The organism is Corynebacterium sp. CCUG 61414, from assembly GCF_024453945.1.
GTDB lineage: Bacteria > Actinomycetota > Actinomycetes > Mycobacteriales > Mycobacteriaceae > Corynebacterium > Corynebacterium pseudogenitalium.
On the sequence record NZ_JAGPYU010000010.1, the window covers coordinates 44,692 to 65,407 of the forward strand.

Below are 20,716 nucleotides of genomic sequence, written 5' to 3' on the forward strand. Positions count from 1 at the left end.
ATTATGCCAGTTATACCTATGCTCATGAGCGGGAGCCTATCATCCAAACTCAGCGGCGTTACGCGCTCTGCACTTGCAAGAGCTCGGTACTTTGATGAACTAGGCTTTGCTGAGCCTGTAGTGCTTGTGCATGCATTTCATGCAGCGTTCGATCGTGAGATTGAGAAATTGAGAGCAACAGGAGAACTTTCGTCGGGTACCAAAGTGCGTAGCCTGTATACAGATTTGGCGAGGCTTAGGGACGATAAATCCGGGAGCACAGACCCTGGAGCTCGCTTGGATTTAGATGGTTTTCGTGAAGTAAAGGATTCCGAAAAGGAGTCTATCTCGAGATACTACGACGTAGACGGTAATTATCGTGCGTACGCCAATTGGGGTGACGGATCATTTGTTCCTGTTGTTAATCTGATTAATGGTGGCAAGAAGTATAAAACCTTATGGATCAGGCAAAACAACTCAGTGATCCGTGCTCGCTTATTTTCCAGTGACGGGAAAGTTCTAGAAGATCAATACTTTAACGAACAGGGACAAATCTATTTGTCCGTTACTTACTTAAATGGCGAAATTGACTTTTTTAGGGCTTTCGATAGGAATGGTACGGAACGTGCATTTGTCGATCTAGATGCGCTCATTGCTTATTGGCTTGTGACCTGCAACGAAGACATATTACGGAATAACTGCTTGATCAGTGAATGGACTTATCAGATCAAGGCAGTGCAGGAAGCAAAGGTGCAACTAAACTTCCGTGACATCTATGTTTTTCATGGATCTCATATCTTGACAACCTCTCCAAGATACCAAGACTACATAGTACCTTTCTATCAAGAAACCGTTGAAAAAATACCTTCAATGAGTTCATGCGTGGTTTTGACAAAACAGCAGAAGTTTGACTTGCAAAAGCGTCAACCCACCCTCAGTAATATTTCTGTAATCCCCCATGTCATGGAAATCCCTGAGCAGAAGCTGTCTGCCCGAGAACCTGGGCTCGTAGTGTCAGTGTCACAGCTTCGTGAAGTAAAAGGAATTGCAAAATTCGTTCCGTTCTTTGCTCGAGTTATCGAAAAATGTACAGGCATCGTTGAGCCAAGATTTGAAATCTACGGTTCCGGCCCAGAGCATGACAAGATCGCTCGTGTCATAAAAGAACATAGTCTAGAGCAATATGTGACTCTTAAAGGCACAGTTCCGAATTCCGGTGGTGTGTATTCCAGCGCGCAAGTAGCGGTTTTTCCATCACAAAGAGAGGGGCAGCCACTGTCACTTTTTGAATCGATTGCGCACGGCTGCGTACCGGTCGCATTTGACTTTAAGTATGGTGCGAGAAGTGGCATAGAAGATGGAGAAAATGGATTCGTGGTCGATCTTGACAACTATGCAGAGTTGGCGGATGCCGTTGCCTTGTTATTGATCGATAATAGGCTGAGGATGAATATGTCTGAAGCTTGCATGGAGAAAAACGGTGAATATAGGCCGAATGACTTTGTGCAGCTTTGGCGCCAGCTATTTGAGGAATTAGGTGTTAACTGAGCGATTGCCGCTACCTGGTGGCGATCGTAAGCGTGACGATTGATATGACAATTGCGAAGCCTGGTCGTAAATACCAATTGTTTTAGGATCGCTATTGGTATTTACGGCCAGGTTTAGGCATAGAAATGAATCTGGAAAGATGAGCGCTTGGGGCATTGAGGAGACGCTGGGTGCAGGGGCCTTCGAAAACTGTTAGCAGGTGGTTGATGGTACATCTATGTGTTTTGCCGAGTGAAGTTTGCTTCGAAACTATGGAGGTTAGTTACCGAAGTCTCCGGATTCGAGGCGCATAAAACAGGAGTCAAAAACTATTAATGCTACTTTATGCATAGCCCCCGTGTATCAATGACACATGGGTGTTCGGAGATCTCCTTAGCATTCAAGTGAAATTGATAATGGTCGACTAACACGATAAGAACGTCTGCTTGTTTTAAGGTCTCTGCAAGGTCTACGCGGCGAACGTTGGCCAAGGAATTCAAGGTTTGAGGTAAATGGCTTAGGTTGGGCTCCACGATATCCACAAAGGCCTGAGGATGCCTCAACGCGATTTGCTCAGCTATGCGAAGTGCTGGAGATTCCCGTATATCGTCAATATCTGGCTTGAACGTAATTCCAAGTATGCCGATATGAGGGTGTTCGGATTTATAGTCGAATTCAGCTAGTGCGTCATCAATTTTGGACAGCACAAATTCAGGTTTGGAATCGTTGACCAGTCTGCTGGTTTTGATGAGTTGTGCTTGCTCCGGTGCAGAATGAACAATGAACCATGGGTCAACCGCAATGCAGTGCCCGCCGACGCCAGGACCCGGTTGGAGTACATTTACACGCGGGTGCCGATTTGCGAGCGAGATCAGCTCCCAAACATCAATATCCAGTTCATCGCAGATCAATGAAAGCTCATTTGCGAAAGCAATGTTGACATCTCGGAAAGCGTTCTCCGTGAGTTTCGCCATCTCTGCAGTGCGCGCATCGGTGGTGAGCACATCGTTTTGGCAGAACCGCTCGTAGAGTTTTCTCGCCCGCTTTGAAGATGGCTCGTTAATACCGCCCACAATTCGAGCGTTGCTCGTCATTTCTTCCATGATCTTGCCCGGGAGTACGCGCTCTGGCGCATGCGCAACATAGATGCTGTTCGTCTGATCAGGGGCCATCGTAAGATCTGCGCGCTCAGACACTAGAAGATCTGCCACTTTTTCAGTTAGTCCGGGAGGGCTCGTCGATTCCAGAATGACAAGTTCATCACCCTGGAGCAGTGGAGCAATCGATTTTGCTGCATCGAAAACATAGGAGGGATCGACCGACTTGTCTGAGGAGAGTGGAGTCGGGACAGAAATGATATAGACATCCGCAGACATAAGTTCTGTTCCTACGGATAAAGATTCAGACAAGACAACGCTCTTGAGTAGCTCATCGAAGCCGGGCTCAATAAAAGGGACCTCGCCTTTCGCGATTGTCGCTACTCGATCCGCGTTGATGTCGTACCCGAAGACCTGCAGGCCTGTGGATGCGAAAAACGCGGCAGTCGGAAGCCCGATATATCCGAGACCGATTACGGCAATGTCGAAGTGGTCGCGTAGATCAACGGTCATGGTGCTCCTCAACTGGATTGTGGGGTGATGCCGTTGATAGTTTAGCGTGTTTGCCTGCCGAGTCTACAAGAGGCTAGAACGATGAGTGAAGCTCAGCGGCCTGAGAATCGATTGTGAGGCTGAATAGGTCACCGAGAGCCTTCACGGTGCGCTCAGCTGCGTGGCCGTCACCGTAAGGATTCACTGCGTTTCTCATAGCGGCATGGGCATCCGGGTTGTCGAGGAGTTCCGTGGCTTCCGAAATGATGGTGTCAGGGTCAGGGCCAATCATCTTCACAACGCCGGCTTCAATGGCCTCTGGGCGCTCCGTTGTGTCTCGGATTAGTAGTGCTGGTAGTCCGAGCGCTGGTGCCTCTTCCTGCACTCCGCCAGAATCGGTGATAATGAGGTCAGACTGCTTCATCAGGTGAATGAATTCGTCGTAGGGGAGTGGGCCGGTGGCCACTACGTTTGGGAGATGTTCAACGCCCGGGAGGAGACGTTCCCGAATCCGAGGATTCAAATGCATGGGTACGAAGAAAGCTGTGTCGCTGTAGCGCTCTGCCAGATTTCCGAGCGCGATTCCGATCTTGGCGAGCGAATCAAGATTTTCTCGCCTGTGAGAAGTGAAGATGACTCGGCGGTCGAAGTTACGGAGAGCATTTTCAACTGAGGCGTTAGTAAAGTGGCTTTCTTTCGCTGCAGTCTCAAGTAAAGCGTCAATAACGGTGTTCCCGGTTACAACAATCGCGTCTTCCGAAATGCCCTCGGAAATGAGATTGTTTTTCGCACGGTTTGTTGGCGTGAGATGCAAAGATGCGATCGCGGAAATGATCTTGCGATTCGCCTCTTCTGGGAATGGAGAGCTCAAATCGAATGAGCGGAGACCTGCTTCGATGTGAACGATCTTGGCTTCGCGGTTAAAACCTGCAATAGCCGCAGATGCTGCGGTTGAGGTGTCTCCCTGAACGATAAGTGCGTCAGGTTTAAATTCTTTTAGAACCTTATCGAGGCGCTTGAGTGCTCGCGACATAATCCGGTTCAGTGGCTGTTTTCTGTGCATGAGACCGAGATCTATGTCTGGCTGAAAACCGAAAAGCTCTGTCACTTGGGCGAGCATTTCGCGATGCTGCCCAGTGGAGACGACCAGCGTTTCAAACTCATCGCGAGCGCGCAGTTCCTTGATGACCGGTGCAAGCTTGATGGCCTCCGGGCGTGTACCGTAGACAACCATGATCTTTGCAGGGGTCATCTGGATTCCTTATCTGGCTCTAGAAACTGCTGAATTTGCTGATACCTTAACTGTTTGATGGTAGCAACTGTGGGGGCCGTTTCAAATTGCTTTGAGCATGTTGTAATGTGTTTCCGGAACTGGTGCAATTCAGCCCTGTTCAAAGAAGGGGCTATAGCTCAGTCGGTTAGAGCCGCGGACTCATAATCCGCTGGTCGCGGGTTCGAGCCCCGCTGGCCCCACAAGGTTGAGGGGAAACCCTGCGCTTCTTGAAGTGTCTTGCTTAGATCTTTTCGCTTTGAGAAGTCCTGCCGTTAGTGAACTGGCCTTGGCCGGTTTTCACTTATTCTTGCGACGATTGCTTAGCTCCGACTGGCTAGGTAAGTCTTCTTCATTAACTTTTGCTCCCTGGTAGCTCTCAAGTCGTGCTGTGTTTGGGTCGGAGGTCCTCAATCAAGTAGGATTCCAGTGAAATGACGTTTACTGCACTTTGGAGGCTTGCTAGCTTTGGCGGGAATGCGTGACGTTGATGTGAGGCTCTTACTTCATGAGCGTTTAGCTTCTAAGCACTCGCAGGATTTGGATTCCACATTCGTGGTGGATGAATTTGGGATATGCGGAAAAGCTCGAGTCGATGTAGTAGTAATTAACGGCTACCTAACTGGGTTTGAGTTAAAAAGTGAGTCGGACTCATTAGCGCGTCTACCAAAACAGGTCGCAACGTATTCGAAAGTACTTGATTTTTCAAACTTGGTTGTTGCAGAACGTCATTTCGAGAAGTCGTTGGAAATGCTCCCTGCGTGGTGGGGATACCAAGTTGTAGGCTACAGGAATGGCAAGCTGGAGGTAGTTTCACAAAAGCAACCGTCTATGAGTCCAATTCTGGACCCTTATCTCATGACGCAAGTGCTTTGGAAATCTGAAGCCCTCGAAATTCTGGAGAAGTTGGGGGCTGCAAAAGGGATGAAAAGCAAAACCCGCCAGATGATCGGGCGGGTTTTAGTTGAGACGATGTCATTGGACGAACTTCGAGGCGCCATACGCTGCACTCTCAAGTATCGTACAGGTTGGCGACAAAAGCCAATCACATCAAATGCTCTATAGTTTTCAGGATGTGGCGCCAAACACCTACACGGACCCAAACTTCGGGGCTTCCCCCTTTGGAAGGGTCGGCTGCAGCCGCCCTAAGCCATTCGTCGGGCCCGACGGGTTCATTGTCAAAAGCTGGATGTCGCAGAATCTTTTCTGCGACTGGGAGAAATGCGGAGGCGCCTTTACTTCTCCCACCGTGTCCTTTGAAAAGGTCTCCACGAGCGATAACCCACGCGGTGTCAGAGGCATATTTGAACTTGGCGCTAATTTGAATCAAGCGGGGATCGACGACGGTGAACGGTGTGGGGGCGGTGATTGTGTAATCACCGTAACTTGGCTTTCGGGGGACCTGTATTTCCCCGTTTAGAAATCTGTCATGGTCGATTACTTCAGTACGTTCGACCTCGAATAGTAGACTATCGTTCGGGAGCGGATCGGGCATAGAAGTTCCTAGAACTGTTACAGTTTTCCACTCAGTTGGAGATTGTAACTGTTCAACAATCGTCCGTGTGATTTTGCGGGCGAGGTCGGATTGGTCGTCGCTTCTGTCGATAATGAGGTGTACCCTATCTTTTTCGACACCGAGTTCTTCCAAAAGTGGCTCCGATTTGAAATCAAGCCAATCCGAGATGTTGACACGTAAGCAAATCTCTTCAGGCTTGAGATTTGTCAAGGCCTTGAGTAAGGGCGCAGTGGGTTTGTCGGGAACCACAGGTACGAGTTGAAGCTCAAGTTCTTTGGCCTCAGTGATAATCGCTTGGAGCGGATGTTCACCATTCGCGAGCATAGAATCTTCAAGGTACTGTGTGTCGATGAAAGCTGGATTCTTACCCCACTTCTGTGTGAGCTCCGTAGCAACATTCTCTATGTGACGATCTGTAGACTTTCTTTGCTCTCCGGTCTCGTGGTCAATTTCCAGGGGTGGAATAACAAACAGAGGGGAAATATCGGACTTAAGTCCGATATCAAGTTTTGACAACGCTGTAAGTTCAGCGCGTTTTGTAAATAAAGCGGGCACGTAGTGCTTCTCGTTGAATGCTCGCATGGCTGTTCCATCCTTACGGTAATATTGAAATTGTTCGGAACTCTAAGGGTATATGGTATCGAGTGTTTTGCAAGAGTCCGTCGTGCAGAGATTTGATTTGCGTTTCTGGCAGGAAGTTCCAAACCTGATTACTTCTCTAGTCAATTCGCAGAAGTCGACTGATTAGAACGTTTGATTTCGTAGTCTCAAACTAAAGTAAGAAAGCCCTGCTTGCGAATGACCGAGCTGCGTTTGCGGAACGCGGCGGTGAGTACAGGGACATGGTGGTCGTGGAAATCGTAAACCGTGGCAGTAGTCTCAGTGCCACGGGTAACGCGGCCGATCTGCTGGATGACGTTTCCTTTGAACGCGACTGGGGCTGCGAGGACGAGGACGCCGAGAGTAGGAAGGTCCACTCCTTCGCCTGCGATCTGAGACATGGCGATAAGGATGAACTGTGGTGTGCTGTCGAGGGCCTTTCGGGTGGCTCTGCGGTCTCTGGTGCTCTGCGCGCCGTGGAGCGTAAATACCAGCACGGGGAGGTCGGGGTGATCGCGCGTAAGAAGGGTTTCGAGAGCGCTGATGTGCTCGCGGCGCTTGGCCAACACAAGAACGTTGGTTCCATCGGCGGTGGCGCGGGCGATGGTCTCGGCGATGAGTGCGTTGCGGTCGCTATCGGCGGCGAGGGCATTGTCGAGGTCTGGCCAGTAGAGATGGGGCTCGTCGTAGGTGAACTCCGTGGTCTGCACAACGTAATGCTTGGGACCCGCATGCTCGAGTTCCATCGTGTGGCGGATAGGTCCGCAGATCAGAGGAAGGAGGGCGTCGAGGCCGTCGGAGCGGTACGGAGTCGCGGTAAGGCCGTTGATGAATCGGACATTGAGGTCTGCAAGGACACGGGTGAGGCCGGCGGCGCCGACACGGTGGCATTCGTCGATGATGATGTAGCCGTAGTTGGCGAGGAAATCGGTGCGCGAGTCGGCTCGGCTGATCGACTGGGCCGTGACGATGTCGATGTCTCCGCTGAGTTTCTTGGAGTTGCCGCCGTATTGGCCGATGGTGGGGCCGTCGAGAAACTTGGTGAGAGCTTCGCGCCACTGCGTGGCGAGCTCTACGTTGGGAACGATGATTGCGGTTGGTACTTGGCGGTGTGCGATCAGCGCGCAGGCCATCACAGTTTTGCCAGCACCAGGAGGAGCGACGAGTATACCCGTGGGGTGTTTTCGCATGGCTGCGACGGCTTTGCGCTGCCTGGGGCGCAGCTCGCCGGTGAATTCGGCCTGCATAGAGCGCGGCTTTGGTGTTTTGCCACGGCGACTCACGGTGTAACCGGCGGTTTTGAGGATAGTGATGGCCTGATCAAGCGTGCCGCGATCAAGGGTGAGGGTGTTGTCGTGCTCGTCGAAGCGGATGATGAGGCGGGGCGTTTGGAAAGTGGAGAGGCGCTGGGCCTGGCGGATGTAGAACTGTGGGTTGGGGATCGCGCCGAGGTGGCGAAGCGCGGTGGCTGTGGTGCCGTCGACGCCTTCGAGTGAGATGTGCACTCGGGAATCGTGTGTGACGAGTGCCTTGCCGGTTCGTTTGAGCGCCTTGAGCTCGGCCTTGGTCGGTGGTTGGGGAAGCTGGGTCTCCGGATCTGGCTGCAGGCGAGCAGCAATCTTTTTGAGCTGGGATTTGGACGCTTTGGCGGTGGATGCGAGCGTGGCGAATTGATCCTCGATGGGCTCGAAGGAGGCGTCGACAAAGATGGTGCGGTGCTCGGCGCGATGTTGCCCCGCGAGCGGGAGTGCGATGAGATTGCCGAAGCCGCGGCGTTTGCCGGGCAGCGTGTCTTGGGAGGGAAAGAAGCGATCGAAGCTGGTGAAGAACTGTTTCGGACTGGCCTTGGCGAGCAGGCCCGTTCCTACGGTACGCGCGAGGGCAGCAGGGACGGGCTCGCTGAAGAAGATCCACACGTGAGCGCCAGTGCCGGAGCGAGAGACTTCGATGAGGGGGTCGAGGCCGTACTCGCGACAGGTATTGGCGTACAGGCGGGCGGCGGTGCGGAAGTCGGCGTCGTCGAAATCGCAGGCGAGGAGGAAGCAGGTGTCGCCCTTGCACAGCGGGTAGAGCCCAACGTGGAGGTTGTTGTCGCGGCGGAGGTGCTGCTCAAGGACTTGCGGGGTGAGAGGCTTCAGGTTTGGGTTGTTGCGGTCGTAACGACCGTAGGATGCCGGCGACCAGCCCTTCTTTTCGCCGTTGTGCCATGCGGTGGCGTACACGTCCTTGCGGCCGCGGAAGTAGTCGGCGAACAAGCGCAGCTTGGCGTCGGGGGAGGAGGAGTTGGTGACTGCGGTGAGGTCTTCGGGTGCTGTTGCTTGTGATACTTGCGGTGGTTGCGGTGGCCTTGTGGGTTTGGGCCGGGTCTGCTCGGTTTCGGTTTCGGTTTCGGTGAGGAATGCCTCGAAATCATCGGTGCCAAGGAACTTCGCGAGGGCACGCTCCAAGAGCTGTACGCGGGCCTCGAGGTCGTCTGCGTTTGGCATGGGCGGACTCCGGTTTTCGGGGGATCGATGGGGTCAGTGTATCTGGGGCGGGGCGAGTTGGGCGCCATTGACCATGAGCGAGTCGGCCCGAGTACCCGCGTCTCGCGGTTGGTGTCGGTGATAGCTCGCTTAAACTCCCGCTCACCCTCCAAACCAACCCTCAAACCGAAAGAGGAGTCAGCCATGAGAGGGGTTTCTCCCCTTGACCTTTGTAGCTTGTAGGCTACACTTGGGTGTGTGTAAATTATTTCCAGTTGAGCTGAAAGACAAACATGCTCAACGGCGCATTTTGTACGCGGTAGCTCGATGCGAAGCGCACGGAAGAATGATTGGAGACATCAAACCCGTTGGCGAGAAAGTGGACGAGATGAGATTTCATTTCGGACCCGGCTATCGGGTGTACTACACCCAACTAGGCGCAGTAACGGTTTTCCTACTGGCCGGAGGAGATAAATCCAGCCAGGCTAAAGATATTCGAACCGCTCAACAGCTCGCACAACAGGTAAGGGAGGAACAGTCGTGAAGGAAGTAACGTTTTCAGCGTTCGACGCAAGCAAATATCTCGATAGCCAAGAAGCAATGAACGATTACCTGGCTATCGCACTCGAAGACGGCGATACGAAAACCGCACAGGTGGTGTTGCGTGACATTGCCAGGGCACACGGCATGAGCCAGCTCGCTAAAGAAACTCAACTCAACCGTGAATCCCTTTACAAGTCACTGTCAAAAGACGGTAACCCGTCCTTTGCGGCTATCACGAAAATCATGAAAGCCCTAGGGCTCAAAATAACTCTCGCTACACAAAATGCCTAGAAACCTGCTGGAAGCACATCACCATGGATTGGTGGTTATACATGCACACGCAGGACACTTCAAATCGACATTCGGTGGGGAATGCTTCGAAATCATCGGTGCTAGGGGGCTTCGCGAGCGCACGCTCCAGGAGCTGTACGCGGGCCTTGAGGTTATTTGCGTTTGAAATGGTCGGCTCCGGTTGTTCAGGTGGATCGATGAGGTCAGCGTAACTGGGGCGGGCGAGTAGGGCGACGGTATGCTGATTTGCGGCGCGGAGGGAGGCGTTCAAGATGCAACTGGAGCTACGTCGCACGAATGATGCTGAGCTTCTGGAGCGGAAGCACACCCTGATGACTCGGCTCGGGGAGGAGTTGGGAGAGCACCGGCTCACTCCGGGGTGGCTACGATTTCTTGCAGACTCGGGTTCCTTCACGTTACAGGAGCGCGCTATTTACGATGAGTTTTGCCGCGTGAACGCGCTGTTGCAGGAGGGGTAAGGAGGAGCAACAGTAGTCGCTGCCATACGCCGTCGGCCGCAATGGTTTTCGGTCACGAACTGAGTTGGCGATTGAGACTCTCGGCATGCTCTCCCACTCGGCTGCTACTAATGAGCATTACGTTGAGATCATGGCAAAAGTCCCTGAACAGTGCGTAATTCTTTCGCTGGGCAGTTGTAACCGGGTCAAGGGCGACCGCAGTGACCGAAAGGTGGTCCTTGCCAATCTCAAGTGAGGAGTCGTTGTACTTAAGCTTGCCTCCTTCCTGGCGCAGCTTATCGATCTTCAGCGTCCACGCATCGATGTGGGACCGTGTTTTAGCAGGGTTATCTACTTGGAAATTGAAAGCCTGATTCAGTTCCAAGACAGTGTCGTCTCGCACGACGGCGAGGTTGAGGTCGAGCTCGCGCCTGGCAACGGAGACATCGGCATCCGGTACTGTGGCTTTCCCGAGTTCCGGGAATGAGCGGTACACAGTGCGGATTTCCCTCTTCAACTGGCGTACTCCCGGCTTGACATCGCTTTGCGCTTGGCCGCCAATCAAAGTGTCAAAAAGCAATTGGGTTGCCTCGGAAATGTTTGCTGCATCCATGCTTTTGACCTGGTCAACCCGGATTATGTTCATCCAATGGCTACTGACAAAAGTTAAGTAGCCACGAAGTGAATAGCGATCCCCAAGATAAAGAGGTTCTGTTGGAGCGGAAAGCTGCTCTAGTTCGTTCTTAAAATTTTGCAGCGCATGTTTGATCGCGTCTCGATTATCAGAATCAGTGAGCGTTCGGTGGGCATCCTTGAACTTGAATTGCGATTCTCCCGTGCGAGGGTCAAGCACGACTACGCCCACACCGATGGTGGTGATTCCCATCGGCTGGGGGACTGCTCGAACCGTCCAGTAGTCGAATTGCATGTCAAATTCCTTCGTGAGCAGCTGCGGATGATTGTCGGAAGCGGCTGCTGGTCAGCGGGCTTTGCCCACTATTCGCAAGCGATTCCGTCGCCGTCGCGATCGAGCTTCCTGCTGTAGCCGGGTTGTCCCTCGTAAATAGGTGCTGCTCCGGCTGCTCGTGCTTCGGAGCAGTTGGCGTAGTAAACACGGGCTGGCGCTGGGGCAGGCGCAGCTGGCACTGGTTGTTCAATTACGGGCTCGGGTGCAGGAGCCTGTGCAGGTTCTTCGGCTGGGATGTCGGCGAATTTGGCGATGCTTGCCGTGGTCTCCTCGGTTGTAACACTGCTCGGGGAAGAACTGTTGTGAGTAGAGCTGGTCGTCGACGTGTGTGTTGTAGTGGTTGCTGCTGAGGTGGATTCACTCGTGGCAGACGTGGTTGTCGTCGGGTCCATGCTGGCCCGAGTGGGCTCCGTGTTTGTGGTGGATCCAGATTCGGGAATGAGGCTACCACCGGCAATAAACAGCACCAGTGCTGTCAGCCAAACAATAGGCCACCTGCGGTTTACTGGGGTGAACTGCGGCGCAGCGCCCATGCTGTTGAGGACCAACGAATCGCGCTGGGGATCGAGTAGCTTGCGCAACTGCTCGTGATTCGCGGCGGCTTCTTGAGTCTCGTTGTAGTGCTTTTTATCTTGGGCCTCGCACCACATCCACCAGGCACCCGGCACAATGAATGCCGCCGCGAGCAGGATGCCACCAATTTCGCCTGAAAACAACAGGATGATGCCGACCGCTATCGCGATCCAAGCGAACACTGTTTTGGTTTTCGAAGAAGACCGTTGCGATTGCGGCTGGGTGGTGTAACTCATGGTTGACCTCTCGATTTCACGACATGGGGATGCGTAGGTATTTCAGGGGGTGGGCAGAGGCTAGGCCAGGTGATCTATCAGCCAATCTGCAATGGCTTCTGTTCCTAGGGTGTTTTCTGCCACTTCGATCATAAACTCCACGATTTCTTCATCCGCCACGTCTTCCAGGACGAATCCACACTGCTCGAGGTATACGGCTCCGCAAATCCAGGCAGTGCGTTTGTTGCCGTCTAAGAAGGCATGCGCGTTTGTCAACCGCTCTAGGAGTATCGCAGCTCGTTCAACCGGCGATTGGTACAAATACTGACCAGCCCAAGTTCGAAGCGGTGCGGCAAGGGCACCTTCCAACTTGTACTGGTCAATGACATTGAAGTGCTGGCGAATTAGCGATCGATTCAAATCGATTACTGCTGCTACATCCAAACAGTACTGGTTCATCGAGTAGCCAGAATCGTAAGTGCAGTTTCCCATCGTTCTACTGCTCCGCGGAACTGTGCACGAGTTTGGTCATGATTACCGTGAACCAGCATTCTGGGGCGGCAAGGACCATCGACCTTCTTGAGCTCCTGATCGGCATAGAACCTACGCATAGAGGACTGAGATACAGGATTGCGGCTCCGCTCACCAGCCGCAAGACCGGCCCTGGCCTTAAGCCATGGCATTTCTGAATGCGTGCGATTAATAAGCTCTTCTTTTGTGAAGCCACCGTAAAAATCCAGCACTGCATCGATGGTTTCGATGTCTTGTGCAGTGAGCCTTGACACGTCCGCCGACGGAAGTTGCGTGTCTGTAATCCCACGTCGGCAATACCGGTTCTCGGCATGAAGCTTTGGCTCAACTGGACCGTCTGCCCAGGCCTGAAATTCTTCCGCGAACAGCGGTTTTCCAAACCAGCCTAGACTCCATGCCTGCACGTAGTAAGTGAGCTTGGCTAGCTTCCATGCGTCCATCCAGCCCATTTTGTTGTAGATATACTGGGCGACATCGATCGAAGTTGCCATGAGCCCTCCTCAAGTATGCCGTGAACTATATAGGTGAATACTACCAGGGCAAGCGAAAGGCCCGAGGATGCGGAAACCTCGGGCCTTTCGCTTTGCTCCTCCAACTGGGCTCGAACCAGTGACCCTTCGATTAACAGTCGAATGCTCTGCCAACTGAGCTATGGAGGAATACGCACTTGGTGCGAAAGACACTCTAGCGCATGATAGGGAACAAGGGAAATCTGCGGTTGGCCCAGTCTGGGAACTGGCGTAAAGGTGGGTGAATGGGCGTCGAAAAGCGGGAAGAGGCTGTAGCGTGGGGCCATGGCTACGACATATCGAGTACAAAATCCGGCGACGAATGAGATCGTCGCAACGTTTGAGCAGACCACCGACCAGGAGCTGCAGGACACCCTTCAGCGCGCCGACGCTGCGTACAAGACATGGAGTGCCCTCAGCTACGAGGAACGCGCCGCATACCTGCGCAAAGTTGCCCAGCTTTTCGACGAGCGCCGCGACACCCTCGTGAAAATCATCGCCGAGGAGATGGGTAAGGCCATTGACCAAGGCGACGGGGAAGTCAGCGAATGCGTGGAAATTTGCAACTACTACGCAGACCACGGCGCCGAATTCGGCGCGGACGAACCGCTGCCGCACGACGGTGGGGACATCGTGATCCGCAAAGTGCCACTTGGCGTGATCGTCGGCGTGATGCCGTGGAACTTCCCGTACTACCAAGTCGCGCGCTTTGCGGCGCCGACGCTGATGGCGGGCAACACCATCATCCTGAAGCATGCGTCCATCTGCCCGCGCTCCGCCGAAGCGATCCAGCAGATTTTCGACGACGCCGGCGTGCCCGAAGGTGTATTCAACTACCGTCGCATCAGCCACACTCAGATCGAAGACCTGCTCGCGGACCCACGCGTGCAAGGCGTATCGCTCACCGGTTCCGAGGGCGCAGGCAAGGCCGTAGCGAAGGCGGCAGGCGCCAACCTGAAGAAGGCCCTGCTGGAGCTTGGCGGTACTGACGCGTATATCGTCCTGGATACGGACGATATTGATCGTGAAGTGCGCACTGCGCTGAAGAAGCGCATGGGCAACGTCGGCCAGGCGTGCACCTCCAACAAGCGCATCATCGTCATGGACGACATCTACGATGAGTTCGTTTCCAAGATGGTGGACGCCGTGTCCGCCCTGCGTCAGGGCGACCCGTTCACGCCGGAGCGCGGCCACTACTACCCGCTGTCCTCCCGGGAGGCCGCCGAAACGCTGCGCGACCAGGTCGCCGCAGCCGTCGAGGCCGGCGCCACCCTCCACTGCGGAGGCGAGCTCACCGGGGAAGGCGCATACTTCACCCCGGCCGTCATCACCGACATTCCGGTCGGCTCCGACTCCTACTACGAGGAGTTCTTCGGCCCGGTCGTGGAGATCTACAAGGTGTCCTCCGACGAGGAAGCCGTGGAGCTGGCCAACAACTCCCGCTACGGACTCGGCGGCGCGGTGTTCTCCACCGACGAGGAGCGCGCCAAGAAGGTGGCCAACCAAGTTGTCACCGGCATGATCCACGTCAACATCCCGCAGGCCCGCGGTGCGGGGCTGCCGTTCGGCGGCGTGAAGAACTCCGGCTTCGGTCGCGAGCTCGGGCCGCTCGGGATGGACGAGTTTGTGAACAAGCAGCGCTACTTCGTGGCGAAGTAGCGCTGGGGGACGGGGGCTTGCGGGAATAGTCGGGATTTTGTGAACAGAATTGCGTCTGCTGCGGGCGGGGTTAATCTCGCTTCAGCGGGCGCACTTCTACGTTGACGCCGACGGGGCCCGCCACGGACTCGATTTCCACGGTGCGAGGCCCCTCACCGAGGAAGTCGAGGGAAGAGAGCGTCTCCGTGGCGTCCGCGGTGAACAGCTCGATGGAGCCACGGTCTAAGTAGATGTCCAAGGCATCGCCCGGGGTCCAAGGCATGGAACGGTAACCGCTGCCGGCGCCGTTGCCCCGCGCAAGTACTAGGTGGATGCGCTCGGCGAGGGTGTCGAACACGATGTGGGCGCAGCGGGCGTCGTCACGAATGAGGTGGAGGACCACCTGCTCGCAGGTGTTTGTCTGCAGCGGGACGAGCTGCTCCAGGTCGGGGGTGACGCGCAGCCATGCCTCCTCGAGTGGGGCAAGGGTGGTTGTTTCGCCTGCTTGGAGGGTGGCGTCGTGCGTCTCGGCGGGGCCGAAAAGCTCGGCGATTTCGGGGGCGGGCGCGCAGTGGAGCGTGAGGGCGTCGCTAAGCGAGAGCTCCCGGGGGAGGCTGAGCTGGCCGGACCAGCCGTCCTCGCGCGAGGCGAGCGGGTGAGCGAACTCGCCCATCCAGCCGAACGCCAGGCGGCGATTGTTGGGGGCGGCGAAAGACTGAGTGGCGTAGAAGTGGTGGCCCCAGTCGAGAAGCCGGAAGTCGGTTTCGGGCACGAACTGCGCGCCGGGCTCCCACGACCCCACGACGTAACCAACGTTGTGGCCATTGCGTAGCGCATACCCGGAGCGGATCGGCGTGCGCACCATCGGGCCGTAGATGAGCACCCACTTGCCGTCGAGGAAGAAGAAATCGGGGCACTCGACCATGAAGACGTTCGGGTCTGGGTCGATGAAGAGGGAGCCGGCCTCGGACCAGTTGTAGAGGTCCTCAGAAGTGTAGAGCAGTACGTGGCCGCGACCGTCGACTTCTGCGCCGATGGTCATGTACCAGCGGCCGTCGTGGGAGAACACCTTCGGGTCGCGCGCGTCCGCCTTGACGGGCGGGACCACGGCGCCGTGCTTCTCAAAGTGGACGCCATCGGTAGAGGTGGCCAGCATCTGGGTCTGGAACTTGCCGTCTTTATCATCGACGCCGTTGACCCAGCGGTTGCCCGTATAGAACGCATACAGCGTGCCGTCGTGGACTACAGCGGAACCGGACCAGATGCCGTCGGCGTCGTCGGAACCTGGCTCGCCCGGAGCTAGCGCGATAGGCTCTTCGCGCCACTCGAGCAGGTCCGCAGAGGAGGCATGGCCCCAGTGCATCGGGCCCCACGCCGGGCTGTACGGGTGATGCTGGAAGAAAGCGTGGAACCGGCCGTCGAAAAAGCAGAGGCCATTCGGGTCATTGATCCAGCCACCAGGGGCTGCGACGTGGAACGAGGGGTACCAGCGGTCGTTGGTGTGGCGGAGGGGTTGCATGATGAAACCTTTCTAAAAACGTTGCGGGCTAGCGGGTTGGGATTTCCTCGGGGTTGACCACGGCTTCGTCGTCGCGCTTGAGCGCGAAGACCGCAATGAGGCCAGCGACGAAGACCACGCCGGAGATGACGAAGAACGTTGGCTGGTAACCAATCTGGTCACGGAGCGAGCCCAGCGGGGTCGACAGAATCACGTTGCCGAGCTGCGCAGTCAGCTGGAATGCCACCAGGTACAGGGTCGCGGAGAGTGCCTTGTTGAAGTGGATAGCGAAGTACTTGAAGATAGCCAGGATGCACAGCGGAACCTCAAACGCGTGCAGCATCTTCGCAATACTGATCAACACCGGGCCTCCGAACGCCGCGCACAGGAAGATACGGACGAACATGACGCCGATACCCAGCAGCAACGTATTGCGGGCGCCCACCTTGCGCATCAACAGCGGGATGAGGCCCATCATGATTGCCTCAAGGAAGACCTGCACCGAGTTCAACGTGCCGTACGCACGCTGGCCGACCTCCGGCGAACTAAACAGGGACGTGTAGAAGTCCGGGAACATCTGCTGGTCAAACACGGTGTAGAACGTCCAGGACAGCAACACAATCACGATGACCTTCCACACGTGGCTGTCCTTGAGCAGGCCGAGCATCTCGGAGACCGGCGGGGTCTTCGCCGTGACCTCCTCAATCGAGGCCTCCTGTGCCGTGCCCTTCGGGTGCCAGAACAGCTGCGTGCACAGCAGCAGCGCGCCGAGCGCGGAACCGATCCAGAAGTTCAGCATCGGGTTGATGGTGAAGAAGATACCCGCAAGCAACGCGACGATCGCGTAGGCAAACGAACCCCACATGCGGGCCTGGCCGTACTCAAAGCCGGTGCGGTTTGCCATCCTCTCCACGAACGCCTCCAGCAGTCCGGCGCCAGCCACAAACCCGGCCGAGAGCACCACGCTGCCCAGGATTGCGCCGACGATGAAGTGGTCGCGCAGCAACGGGTGGTAAATGAACTGCGTGAACGGCCCGATGAGGGTTGCGCTCGCGCCGATGAAAATGGTCAGCGGGCGCTTCAGGTCCAGCTTGTCCTGAAGCACGCCGTACACCAGCATCAGCGCCATCGTGATCGCGCCCTGGATGGCGTACACGGTACCTACCTGCGCGCCGTTGAGCTGCAGACCGCCAGCCTCAGACGTGAGCCAGATCTGGTAGAAGGACCACCAGATTCCCCACGCTGCGAAGAACAAGAAAATCGTGGCGGATCCGAAGCGGTACGCGGGGTTTGAAAACTGCGATCGAAGCATCTCCATCGCCGAATGTCCTTTCTGTGAGGCCCGGGGGTAACCGGGCACGACAATGGCTTCGCAGGGATATGTGCAGGTGCGCGTGGTTAGCTGTTCACTCTCGGTCCTTGCAGTGACCCTGCTTAAACCTTTAAGCACATAGTACGTCGGGGGTGTGTGAAAGGTGGGGAAGTTGCTAAAACGATTTAGCGAGCTTGGGAAACGCTCCCACGCTCAACCACGTTCAGGGGGAGCAATGTGGGATTCTCGGCTTCGGGCTGTTCGCCGGACAGAAGGTCAACCAGCATGCGGGCCGCCCGCGCACCCATCTCCTGATACGGAAGCCGGAACGTCGTCAACCCCGGCCGCACCAACGCCGCCAAATCCTCATCATCAAAGGACAACACCGAAATTGTCGACGCCACATCCAACCCCGCGTCCTGCATCGCCTGATACACACCCAACGCCAAACGATCATTCGCAGCGAGGACCGCGGTGGGGTAGTTTGCTGGATCGTCGTCAAGAATTTCCGACATCCGCGCATACCCCGACGCCGGCTCCCAAACCGACGCGTGGCCCTCCGCGTGCAGACGGATCCCGTGATGCGCCAGGGCGGCGTCGATACCGCGCATGCGCTCGCTGATGCTGAACGAAGGCGTCTCGGTTTCTGGGAACCTGCCGATCAACGCAATCGAACGGTGCCCCCGCGCTACCAAATACTCAATCGCGTCCCTGCCCGCCGCATAGTCGTCGGGCAAAATCGCAGGAAGATCACCCGCTTGTCCGTTGCAGATCACGAGCGGCAAGTTCGTCTTCGGCAAGTCGAGTTCGCGCGAGGCCATCAACCCGACCACAACACCATCCACGTTCCGCGACTCCAACGTACGCAACGCCGGAGCAAACCGATCCGAACGGTGGCCGGTCTCCGCCATCATCACCGCGTGGCGCAGCTGCTCAGCCTCGTCCACGATGCCCGTGATCATCGGGGACGCGAAACGGGTAGTTGTGACCTCGTCGGAGAGGAAACCAATCGTGTGCGTGCGTCCAGTCTTGAGCGCCCGCGCCAAGGTGTTTGGGCGGTAGCCCAGCTCGCGGGCCGCCTCCCGGACCTTCCGCACTGTCTCTTCCGGAATGCGCGAACCGGGTTTGCCGTTGAGCGCGAGACTTACCGTGGCAGTGGAGACGCCGAGATGCTTCGCGATATCCGCGAGCGTGACACGATGCGAACTTCTGGACATTTGAAGCAGTATAGCGGGGACGGTCTGGTCTTGGTTGGGATGGGAGTGGTGGGAAGCGGTGGGTGCGATGGGCGCGGTGGGGTGGAAGGTGTCGTCGAAAGCTGACTCGGGATTTTGTGAACAGAATTGCTTTTGCTGCGGGCGCTTGTCGTTCGAGTAGAAGCGAAATCTGGTGTAACGCCGGTTAAGGACGCAAATAATGGAGAGTGGCAGGACGGTCGGAAGCCAAGGTCCTGTCACTCTTCCTCATAGGGTCTGGCTTAGTTAAAGCCGTTTGCAGAGGGTTACTCGCAGGCGACACCGTCACCGTCACGGTCGAGCTTCGAGCGGTATCCAGGTTCGTGGCTATAGATCGGAGCTACTCCCGCACTGCGCGCGGCGGCGCAATTGGCGTAATAACCATTCGCTGGCAGCTTGCCGCTACGTGCAGGTGCTGGCTGTGGGGCAGGTTTCGGCGCCGGTGCTGGAGCCGGGGCAGGGCGGGGCGCTGGCTTCGGTGCCGGGGCTGGCTTCGGTGCGGGCTTTGGAGCAGGAGCAGGAGCAGGAGCTGGGTTCTGGGCTTGTTTCTTCGCTGGTGGTCCAGGAATAATGCCCGGCAACGGATTCGGGATAATCCGTTGCTGAACTGCCCAAAAAGCGGCGCCGGCGCCGATGCCTAAAACGGTGAGAATGCTTGTGACAGCGATGGCGGCGATGGCTCCGTCGGAAAGCCCCTCTGATGGAGTCTCCGGTTTGGAAGGCGAGGTCGTGGTGGTTGCCGGGACTGGGGTTGCAGGGGTGGCGTGTGCCGGTGCTGAGATGCTGAGTGCTAACGCGCAGGTCAGCGCTGCTGCGATGGTTGTTTTTCTCATGTGTAAAGTATGTCATAAGCATAGGAAAAACCTGAATTCGTGCGTTAGGTTGTTAGAGTCCGTGCGTTGTTCCGACCAAGGTTGCTCAACTTGAGTGGGTCGACGGAGACGGGCGCCATGGCTTTTTCTGATGGAATGTCCTTGGAAGGAGTCACCTATTGCGGACGAGCAGACCTGGGAGCTGGCCTCAAGCGACGTCGCGACCGTCGCGGTGACCTCTGAATGGTAGGCGGGCTTGGTTCTATGTGCCGGGTTAGTTTCAGCCAGGCAATGAGCCAGACAGAACTGTGTATGAAAGAGATTTGGGTAGCGTGGCTTGCGTTGTTGCCGTTAATGACTCGGATCCAACGGAAGTCATTACCGTATTTACGAGAAGACCTTAGGAGTGACTGGGGAATGCATATTCAGGTAACTCGATCGCAGGGAGTAGAAGTGGGCTACATCGAACTTTCTGGGCACCAGGTTTCACACTCTGGCGAGTTGAATCCCCATGTGGTGATCGATTTTGATAACTCGAACTGTGTCTTGGGTGTTGAGCTTCTATCACTCCGACGCCTTCCCACCGTGGACGAAATTGCGGCGCAATTCCATGTGAAGACAGAGGACCGCCAGATTTTAGATGTGACTTTGAAACACCTGATGCGAATGAGCGTTACCAGTGGTTCACTCACCGGTGAATCACGAGTCCGTGCGCAAGCTGTAACAGGTCGGGAGCTTGAGGCTTGCTGACTAGTTCGGAACGTTTTCCTGCCCCGACCTGTTGATATGCAGGGCTGACTTCTCTTGGTGCCGAAAATCGATGTTTAGCTTCTTTCAACGTAGGCGCGTGCTTCCGTACGCGAATGATGAGCGCACTGTTTTCCAGGACACCGATGACGCGAAAACAAGGTTGGCACGCCTTGCGCTGCTGACGAGCGCCAAGAGGGAGATCGATCCTCTGGTGATAGAGATTCTTGGACCTGCAAAAAGCGGGAATTCATAATCGCGAGCACGCTCGGGCGTTCCGGTCGACCTCATAATGTCGACCAACGCAGGTCAGCACGATTTAGATGATTTGGGGCTATTCTGTCGATTTTACGCTGACCTGCATTGGTCAACCGGAGTAGGTCGACGGGAGGATGTCGACGGGGGCGGCGCCCCGGCCGCCCGTCTGCCGACCCGCTAGTC

19 protein-coding genes and 2 tRNA genes are annotated in these 20,716 nt (G+C 55.8%); 8 read left to right on the plus strand and 13 right to left on the minus strand.

The genetic code is table 11. The features are described 5' to 3' along the window. Nucleotides 1-3: 3 nt before the first annotated feature. On the plus strand, nt 4-1,527 hold the full coding sequence (locus KBX14_RS08015) for a glycosyltransferase (RefSeq protein ID WP_256042265.1): 1,524 nt from the start codon (nt 4-6) through the stop codon (nt 1,525-1,527). Nucleotides 1,528-1,844: 317 nt separating this feature from the next. Here the strand turns inward: KBX14_RS08015 and wecC are convergent, their stop codons facing one another. Further along, complete coding sequence (gene wecC, locus KBX14_RS08020) at nt 1,845-3,116, minus strand: UDP-N-acetyl-D-mannosamine dehydrogenase (RefSeq protein ID WP_256042266.1); 1,272 nt, start codon at nt 3,114-3,116, stop codon at nt 1,845-1,847. A 73-nt stretch (nt 3,117-3,189) separates the two neighbouring features. Then, nucleotides 3,190-4,347, minus strand: coding sequence for a non-hydrolyzing UDP-N-acetylglucosamine 2-epimerase (gene wecB / locus KBX14_RS08025; RefSeq protein WP_256042267.1), 1,158 nt, complete (start codon nt 4,345-4,347; stop codon nt 3,190-3,192). Between the two features lie 147 nt (nt 4,348-4,494). On the opposite strand from wecB, the gene KBX14_RS08030 reads away from it, so the two are divergent. Both KBX14_RS08030 and KBX14_RS08035 read left to right on the plus strand, forming a co-directional pair. Continuing rightward, nucleotides 4,495-4,568: transfer RNA gene (locus KBX14_RS08030), tRNA-Ile, on the plus strand. Nucleotides 4,569-4,842: 274 nt separating this feature from the next. Beyond that, nucleotides 4,843-5,430 (plus strand): sce7726 family protein, encoded by a 588-nt coding sequence (locus KBX14_RS08035; protein WP_256042268.1) that lies wholly within the window; start codon nt 4,843-4,845, stop codon nt 5,428-5,430. Here KBX14_RS08035 and KBX14_RS08040 read toward each other — a convergent pair. Next, nucleotides 5,411-6,463 (minus strand): beta family protein, encoded by a 1,053-nt coding sequence (locus tag KBX14_RS08040; protein ID WP_256042269.1) that lies wholly within the window; start codon nt 6,461-6,463, stop codon nt 5,411-5,413. The genes KBX14_RS08035 and KBX14_RS08040 overlap by 20 nt on opposite strands. A 185-nt stretch (nt 6,464-6,648) precedes the next feature. Further along, nucleotides 6,649-8,967: a DEAD/DEAH box helicase gene (locus KBX14_RS08045; protein WP_256042270.1), complete on the minus strand. Its 2,319-nt coding sequence runs from the start codon at nt 8,965-8,967 to the stop codon at nt 6,649-6,651. Nucleotides 8,968-9,202: 235 nt separating this feature from the next. Between KBX14_RS08045 and KBX14_RS08050 the strand changes: the two genes are divergently transcribed. The 3 genes from KBX14_RS08050 (at nt 9,203) to KBX14_RS08060 (ending at nt 10,259) form a co-directional block, all read left to right on the plus strand. Then, the gene (locus tag KBX14_RS08050) at nt 9,203-9,490 is read left to right on the plus strand and encodes a type II toxin-antitoxin system RelE/ParE family toxin (RefSeq protein WP_256042271.1); all 288 of its coding nucleotides are present in this window, start codon (nt 9,203-9,205) and stop codon (nt 9,488-9,490) included. Further along, the gene (locus tag KBX14_RS08055; RefSeq protein WP_256020904.1) at nt 9,487-9,780 is read left to right on the plus strand and encodes an addiction module antidote protein; all 294 of its coding nucleotides are present in this window, start codon (nt 9,487-9,489) and stop codon (nt 9,778-9,780) included. Before KBX14_RS08050 ends, KBX14_RS08055 begins: the two co-directional genes overlap by 4 nt. Nucleotides 9,781-10,052: 272 nt before the next feature. Continuing rightward, the gene (locus tag KBX14_RS08060; RefSeq protein ID WP_070362127.1) at nt 10,053-10,259 is read left to right on the plus strand and encodes a hypothetical protein; all 207 of its coding nucleotides are present in this window, start codon (nt 10,053-10,055) and stop codon (nt 10,257-10,259) included. A 52-nt stretch (nt 10,260-10,311) separates the two neighbouring features. On the opposite strand, the gene KBX14_RS08065 is transcribed toward KBX14_RS08060, so the two are convergent. The 5 genes from KBX14_RS08065 to KBX14_RS08085 all read right to left on the minus strand — a co-directional run bounded on the left by KBX14_RS08065 (nt 10,312) and on the right by KBX14_RS08085 (nt 13,183). Further along, complete coding sequence (locus KBX14_RS08065; protein WP_070362128.1) at nt 10,312-11,166, minus strand: DUF3037 domain-containing protein; 855 nt, start codon at nt 11,164-11,166, stop codon at nt 10,312-10,314. 68 nt (nt 11,167-11,234) lie between these two features. After that, nucleotides 11,235-12,014 carry an excalibur calcium-binding domain-containing protein gene (locus KBX14_RS08070; protein ID WP_256001307.1) on the minus strand — a complete coding sequence of 260 codons (780 nt, stop codon included), beginning with the start codon at nt 12,012-12,014 and terminating at the stop codon, nt 11,235-11,237. Between the two features lie 60 nt (nt 12,015-12,074). Next, nucleotides 12,075-12,452, minus strand: coding sequence for a type II toxin-antitoxin system death-on-curing family toxin (locus KBX14_RS08075; protein WP_070975290.1), 378 nt, complete (start codon nt 12,450-12,452; stop codon nt 12,075-12,077). Beyond that, on the minus strand, nt 12,449-13,015 hold the full coding sequence (locus tag KBX14_RS08080) for a Panacea domain-containing protein (RefSeq protein WP_070362131.1): 567 nt from the start codon (nt 13,013-13,015) through the stop codon (nt 12,449-12,451). The genes KBX14_RS08075 and KBX14_RS08080 overlap by 4 nt, the downstream gene beginning before the upstream one ends. Before the next feature lie 95 nt (nt 13,016-13,110). Continuing rightward, nucleotides 13,111-13,183 (minus strand) — tRNA-Asn (locus tag KBX14_RS08085). A gap of 135 nt (nt 13,184-13,318) precedes the next feature. Between KBX14_RS08085 and KBX14_RS08090 the strand changes: the two genes are divergently transcribed. Continuing rightward, nucleotides 13,319-14,692 carry an NAD-dependent succinate-semialdehyde dehydrogenase gene (locus KBX14_RS08090; RefSeq protein WP_256042272.1) on the plus strand — a complete coding sequence of 458 codons (1,374 nt, stop codon included), beginning with the start codon at nt 13,319-13,321 and terminating at the stop codon, nt 14,690-14,692. A 70-nt stretch (nt 14,693-14,762) separates the two neighbouring features. Here KBX14_RS08090 and KBX14_RS08095 read toward each other — a convergent pair whose 3' ends face one another. From KBX14_RS08095 to KBX14_RS11235, 4 genes are all read right to left on the minus strand, one after another. After that, the gene (locus tag KBX14_RS08095) at nt 14,763-16,190 is read right to left on the minus strand and encodes a glycoside hydrolase family 32 protein (protein WP_256042273.1); all 1,428 of its coding nucleotides are present in this window, start codon (nt 16,188-16,190) and stop codon (nt 14,763-14,765) included. Between the two features lie 28 nt (nt 16,191-16,218). Then, on the minus strand, nt 16,219-17,487 hold the full coding sequence (locus KBX14_RS08100) for an oligosaccharide MFS transporter (RefSeq protein WP_256042274.1): 1,269 nt from the start codon (nt 17,485-17,487) through the stop codon (nt 16,219-16,221). Nucleotides 17,488-17,666: 179 nt separating this feature from the next. Beyond that, complete coding sequence (locus tag KBX14_RS08105; RefSeq protein ID WP_256042275.1) at nt 17,667-18,698, minus strand: LacI family DNA-binding transcriptional regulator; 1,032 nt, start codon at nt 18,696-18,698, stop codon at nt 17,667-17,669. Between the two features lie 284 nt (nt 18,699-18,982). Continuing rightward, on the minus strand, nt 18,983-19,549 hold the full coding sequence (locus tag KBX14_RS11235) for an excalibur calcium-binding domain-containing protein (RefSeq protein WP_305083587.1): 567 nt from the start codon (nt 19,547-19,549) through the stop codon (nt 18,983-18,985). 396 nt (nt 19,550-19,945) lie between these two features. On the opposite strand from KBX14_RS11235, the gene KBX14_RS08115 reads away from it, so the two are divergent. Continuing rightward, a complete protein-coding gene (locus KBX14_RS08115; protein ID WP_256042276.1) occupies nt 19,946-20,278 on the plus strand; it encodes a DUF2283 domain-containing protein in 333 nt (110 codons plus the stop codon). Nucleotides 20,279-20,716 lie beyond the last annotated feature (438 nt).

Bases quoted from the DNA above. Each gene is read 5' to 3' on its own strand.
- wecB (WP_256042267.1), bottom strand. From the start codon at position 4,347: ATGACCCCTGCAAAGATCATGGTTGTCTACGGTACACGCCCGGAGGCC.
- KBX14_RS08060 (WP_070362127.1), top strand. From the start codon at position 10,053: ATGCAACTGGAGCTACGTCGCACGAATGATGCTGAGCTTCTGGAGCGG.
- KBX14_RS08045 (WP_256042270.1), bottom strand. From the start codon at position 8,967: ATGCCAAACGCAGACGACCTCGAGGCCCGCGTACAGCTCTTGGAGCGT.
- KBX14_RS11235 (WP_305083587.1), bottom strand. From the start codon at position 19,549: ATGAGAAAAACAACCATCGCAGCAGCGCTGACCTGCGCGTTAGCACTC.
- KBX14_RS08115 (WP_256042276.1), top strand. From the start codon at position 19,946: ATGCATATTCAGGTAACTCGATCGCAGGGAGTAGAAGTGGGCTACATC.
- KBX14_RS08105 (WP_256042275.1), bottom strand. From the start codon at position 18,698: ATGTCCAGAAGTTCGCATCGTGTCACGCTCGCGGATATCGCGAAGCAT.
- KBX14_RS08070 (WP_256001307.1), bottom strand. From the start codon at position 12,014: ATGAGTTACACCACCCAGCCGCAATCGCAACGGTCTTCTTCGAAAACC.
- KBX14_RS08040 (WP_256042269.1), bottom strand. From the start codon at position 6,463: ATGCGAGCATTCAACGAGAAGCACTACGTGCCCGCTTTATTTACAAAA.
- wecC (WP_256042266.1), bottom strand. From the start codon at position 3,116: ATGACCGTTGATCTACGCGACCACTTCGACATTGCCGTAATCGGTCTC.
- KBX14_RS08035 (WP_256042268.1), top strand. From the start codon at position 4,843: ATGCGTGACGTTGATGTGAGGCTCTTACTTCATGAGCGTTTAGCTTCT.
- KBX14_RS08065 (WP_070362128.1), bottom strand. From the start codon at position 11,166: ATGCAATTCGACTACTGGACGGTTCGAGCAGTCCCCCAGCCGATGGGA.
- KBX14_RS08100 (WP_256042274.1), bottom strand. From the start codon at position 17,487: ATGGAGATGCTTCGATCGCAGTTTTCAAACCCCGCGTACCGCTTCGGA.
- KBX14_RS08015 (WP_256042265.1), top strand. From the start codon at position 4: ATGCCAGTTATACCTATGCTCATGAGCGGGAGCCTATCATCCAAACTC.
- KBX14_RS08090 (WP_256042272.1), top strand. From the start codon at position 13,319: ATGGCTACGACATATCGAGTACAAAATCCGGCGACGAATGAGATCGTC.
- KBX14_RS08075 (WP_070975290.1), bottom strand. From the start codon at position 12,452: ATGAACCAGTACTGTTTGGATGTAGCAGCAGTAATCGATTTGAATCGA.
- KBX14_RS08095 (WP_256042273.1), bottom strand. From the start codon at position 16,190: ATGCAACCCCTCCGCCACACCAACGACCGCTGGTACCCCTCGTTCCAC.
- KBX14_RS08080 (WP_070362131.1), bottom strand. From the start codon at position 13,015: ATGGCAACTTCGATCGATGTCGCCCAGTATATCTACAACAAAATGGGC.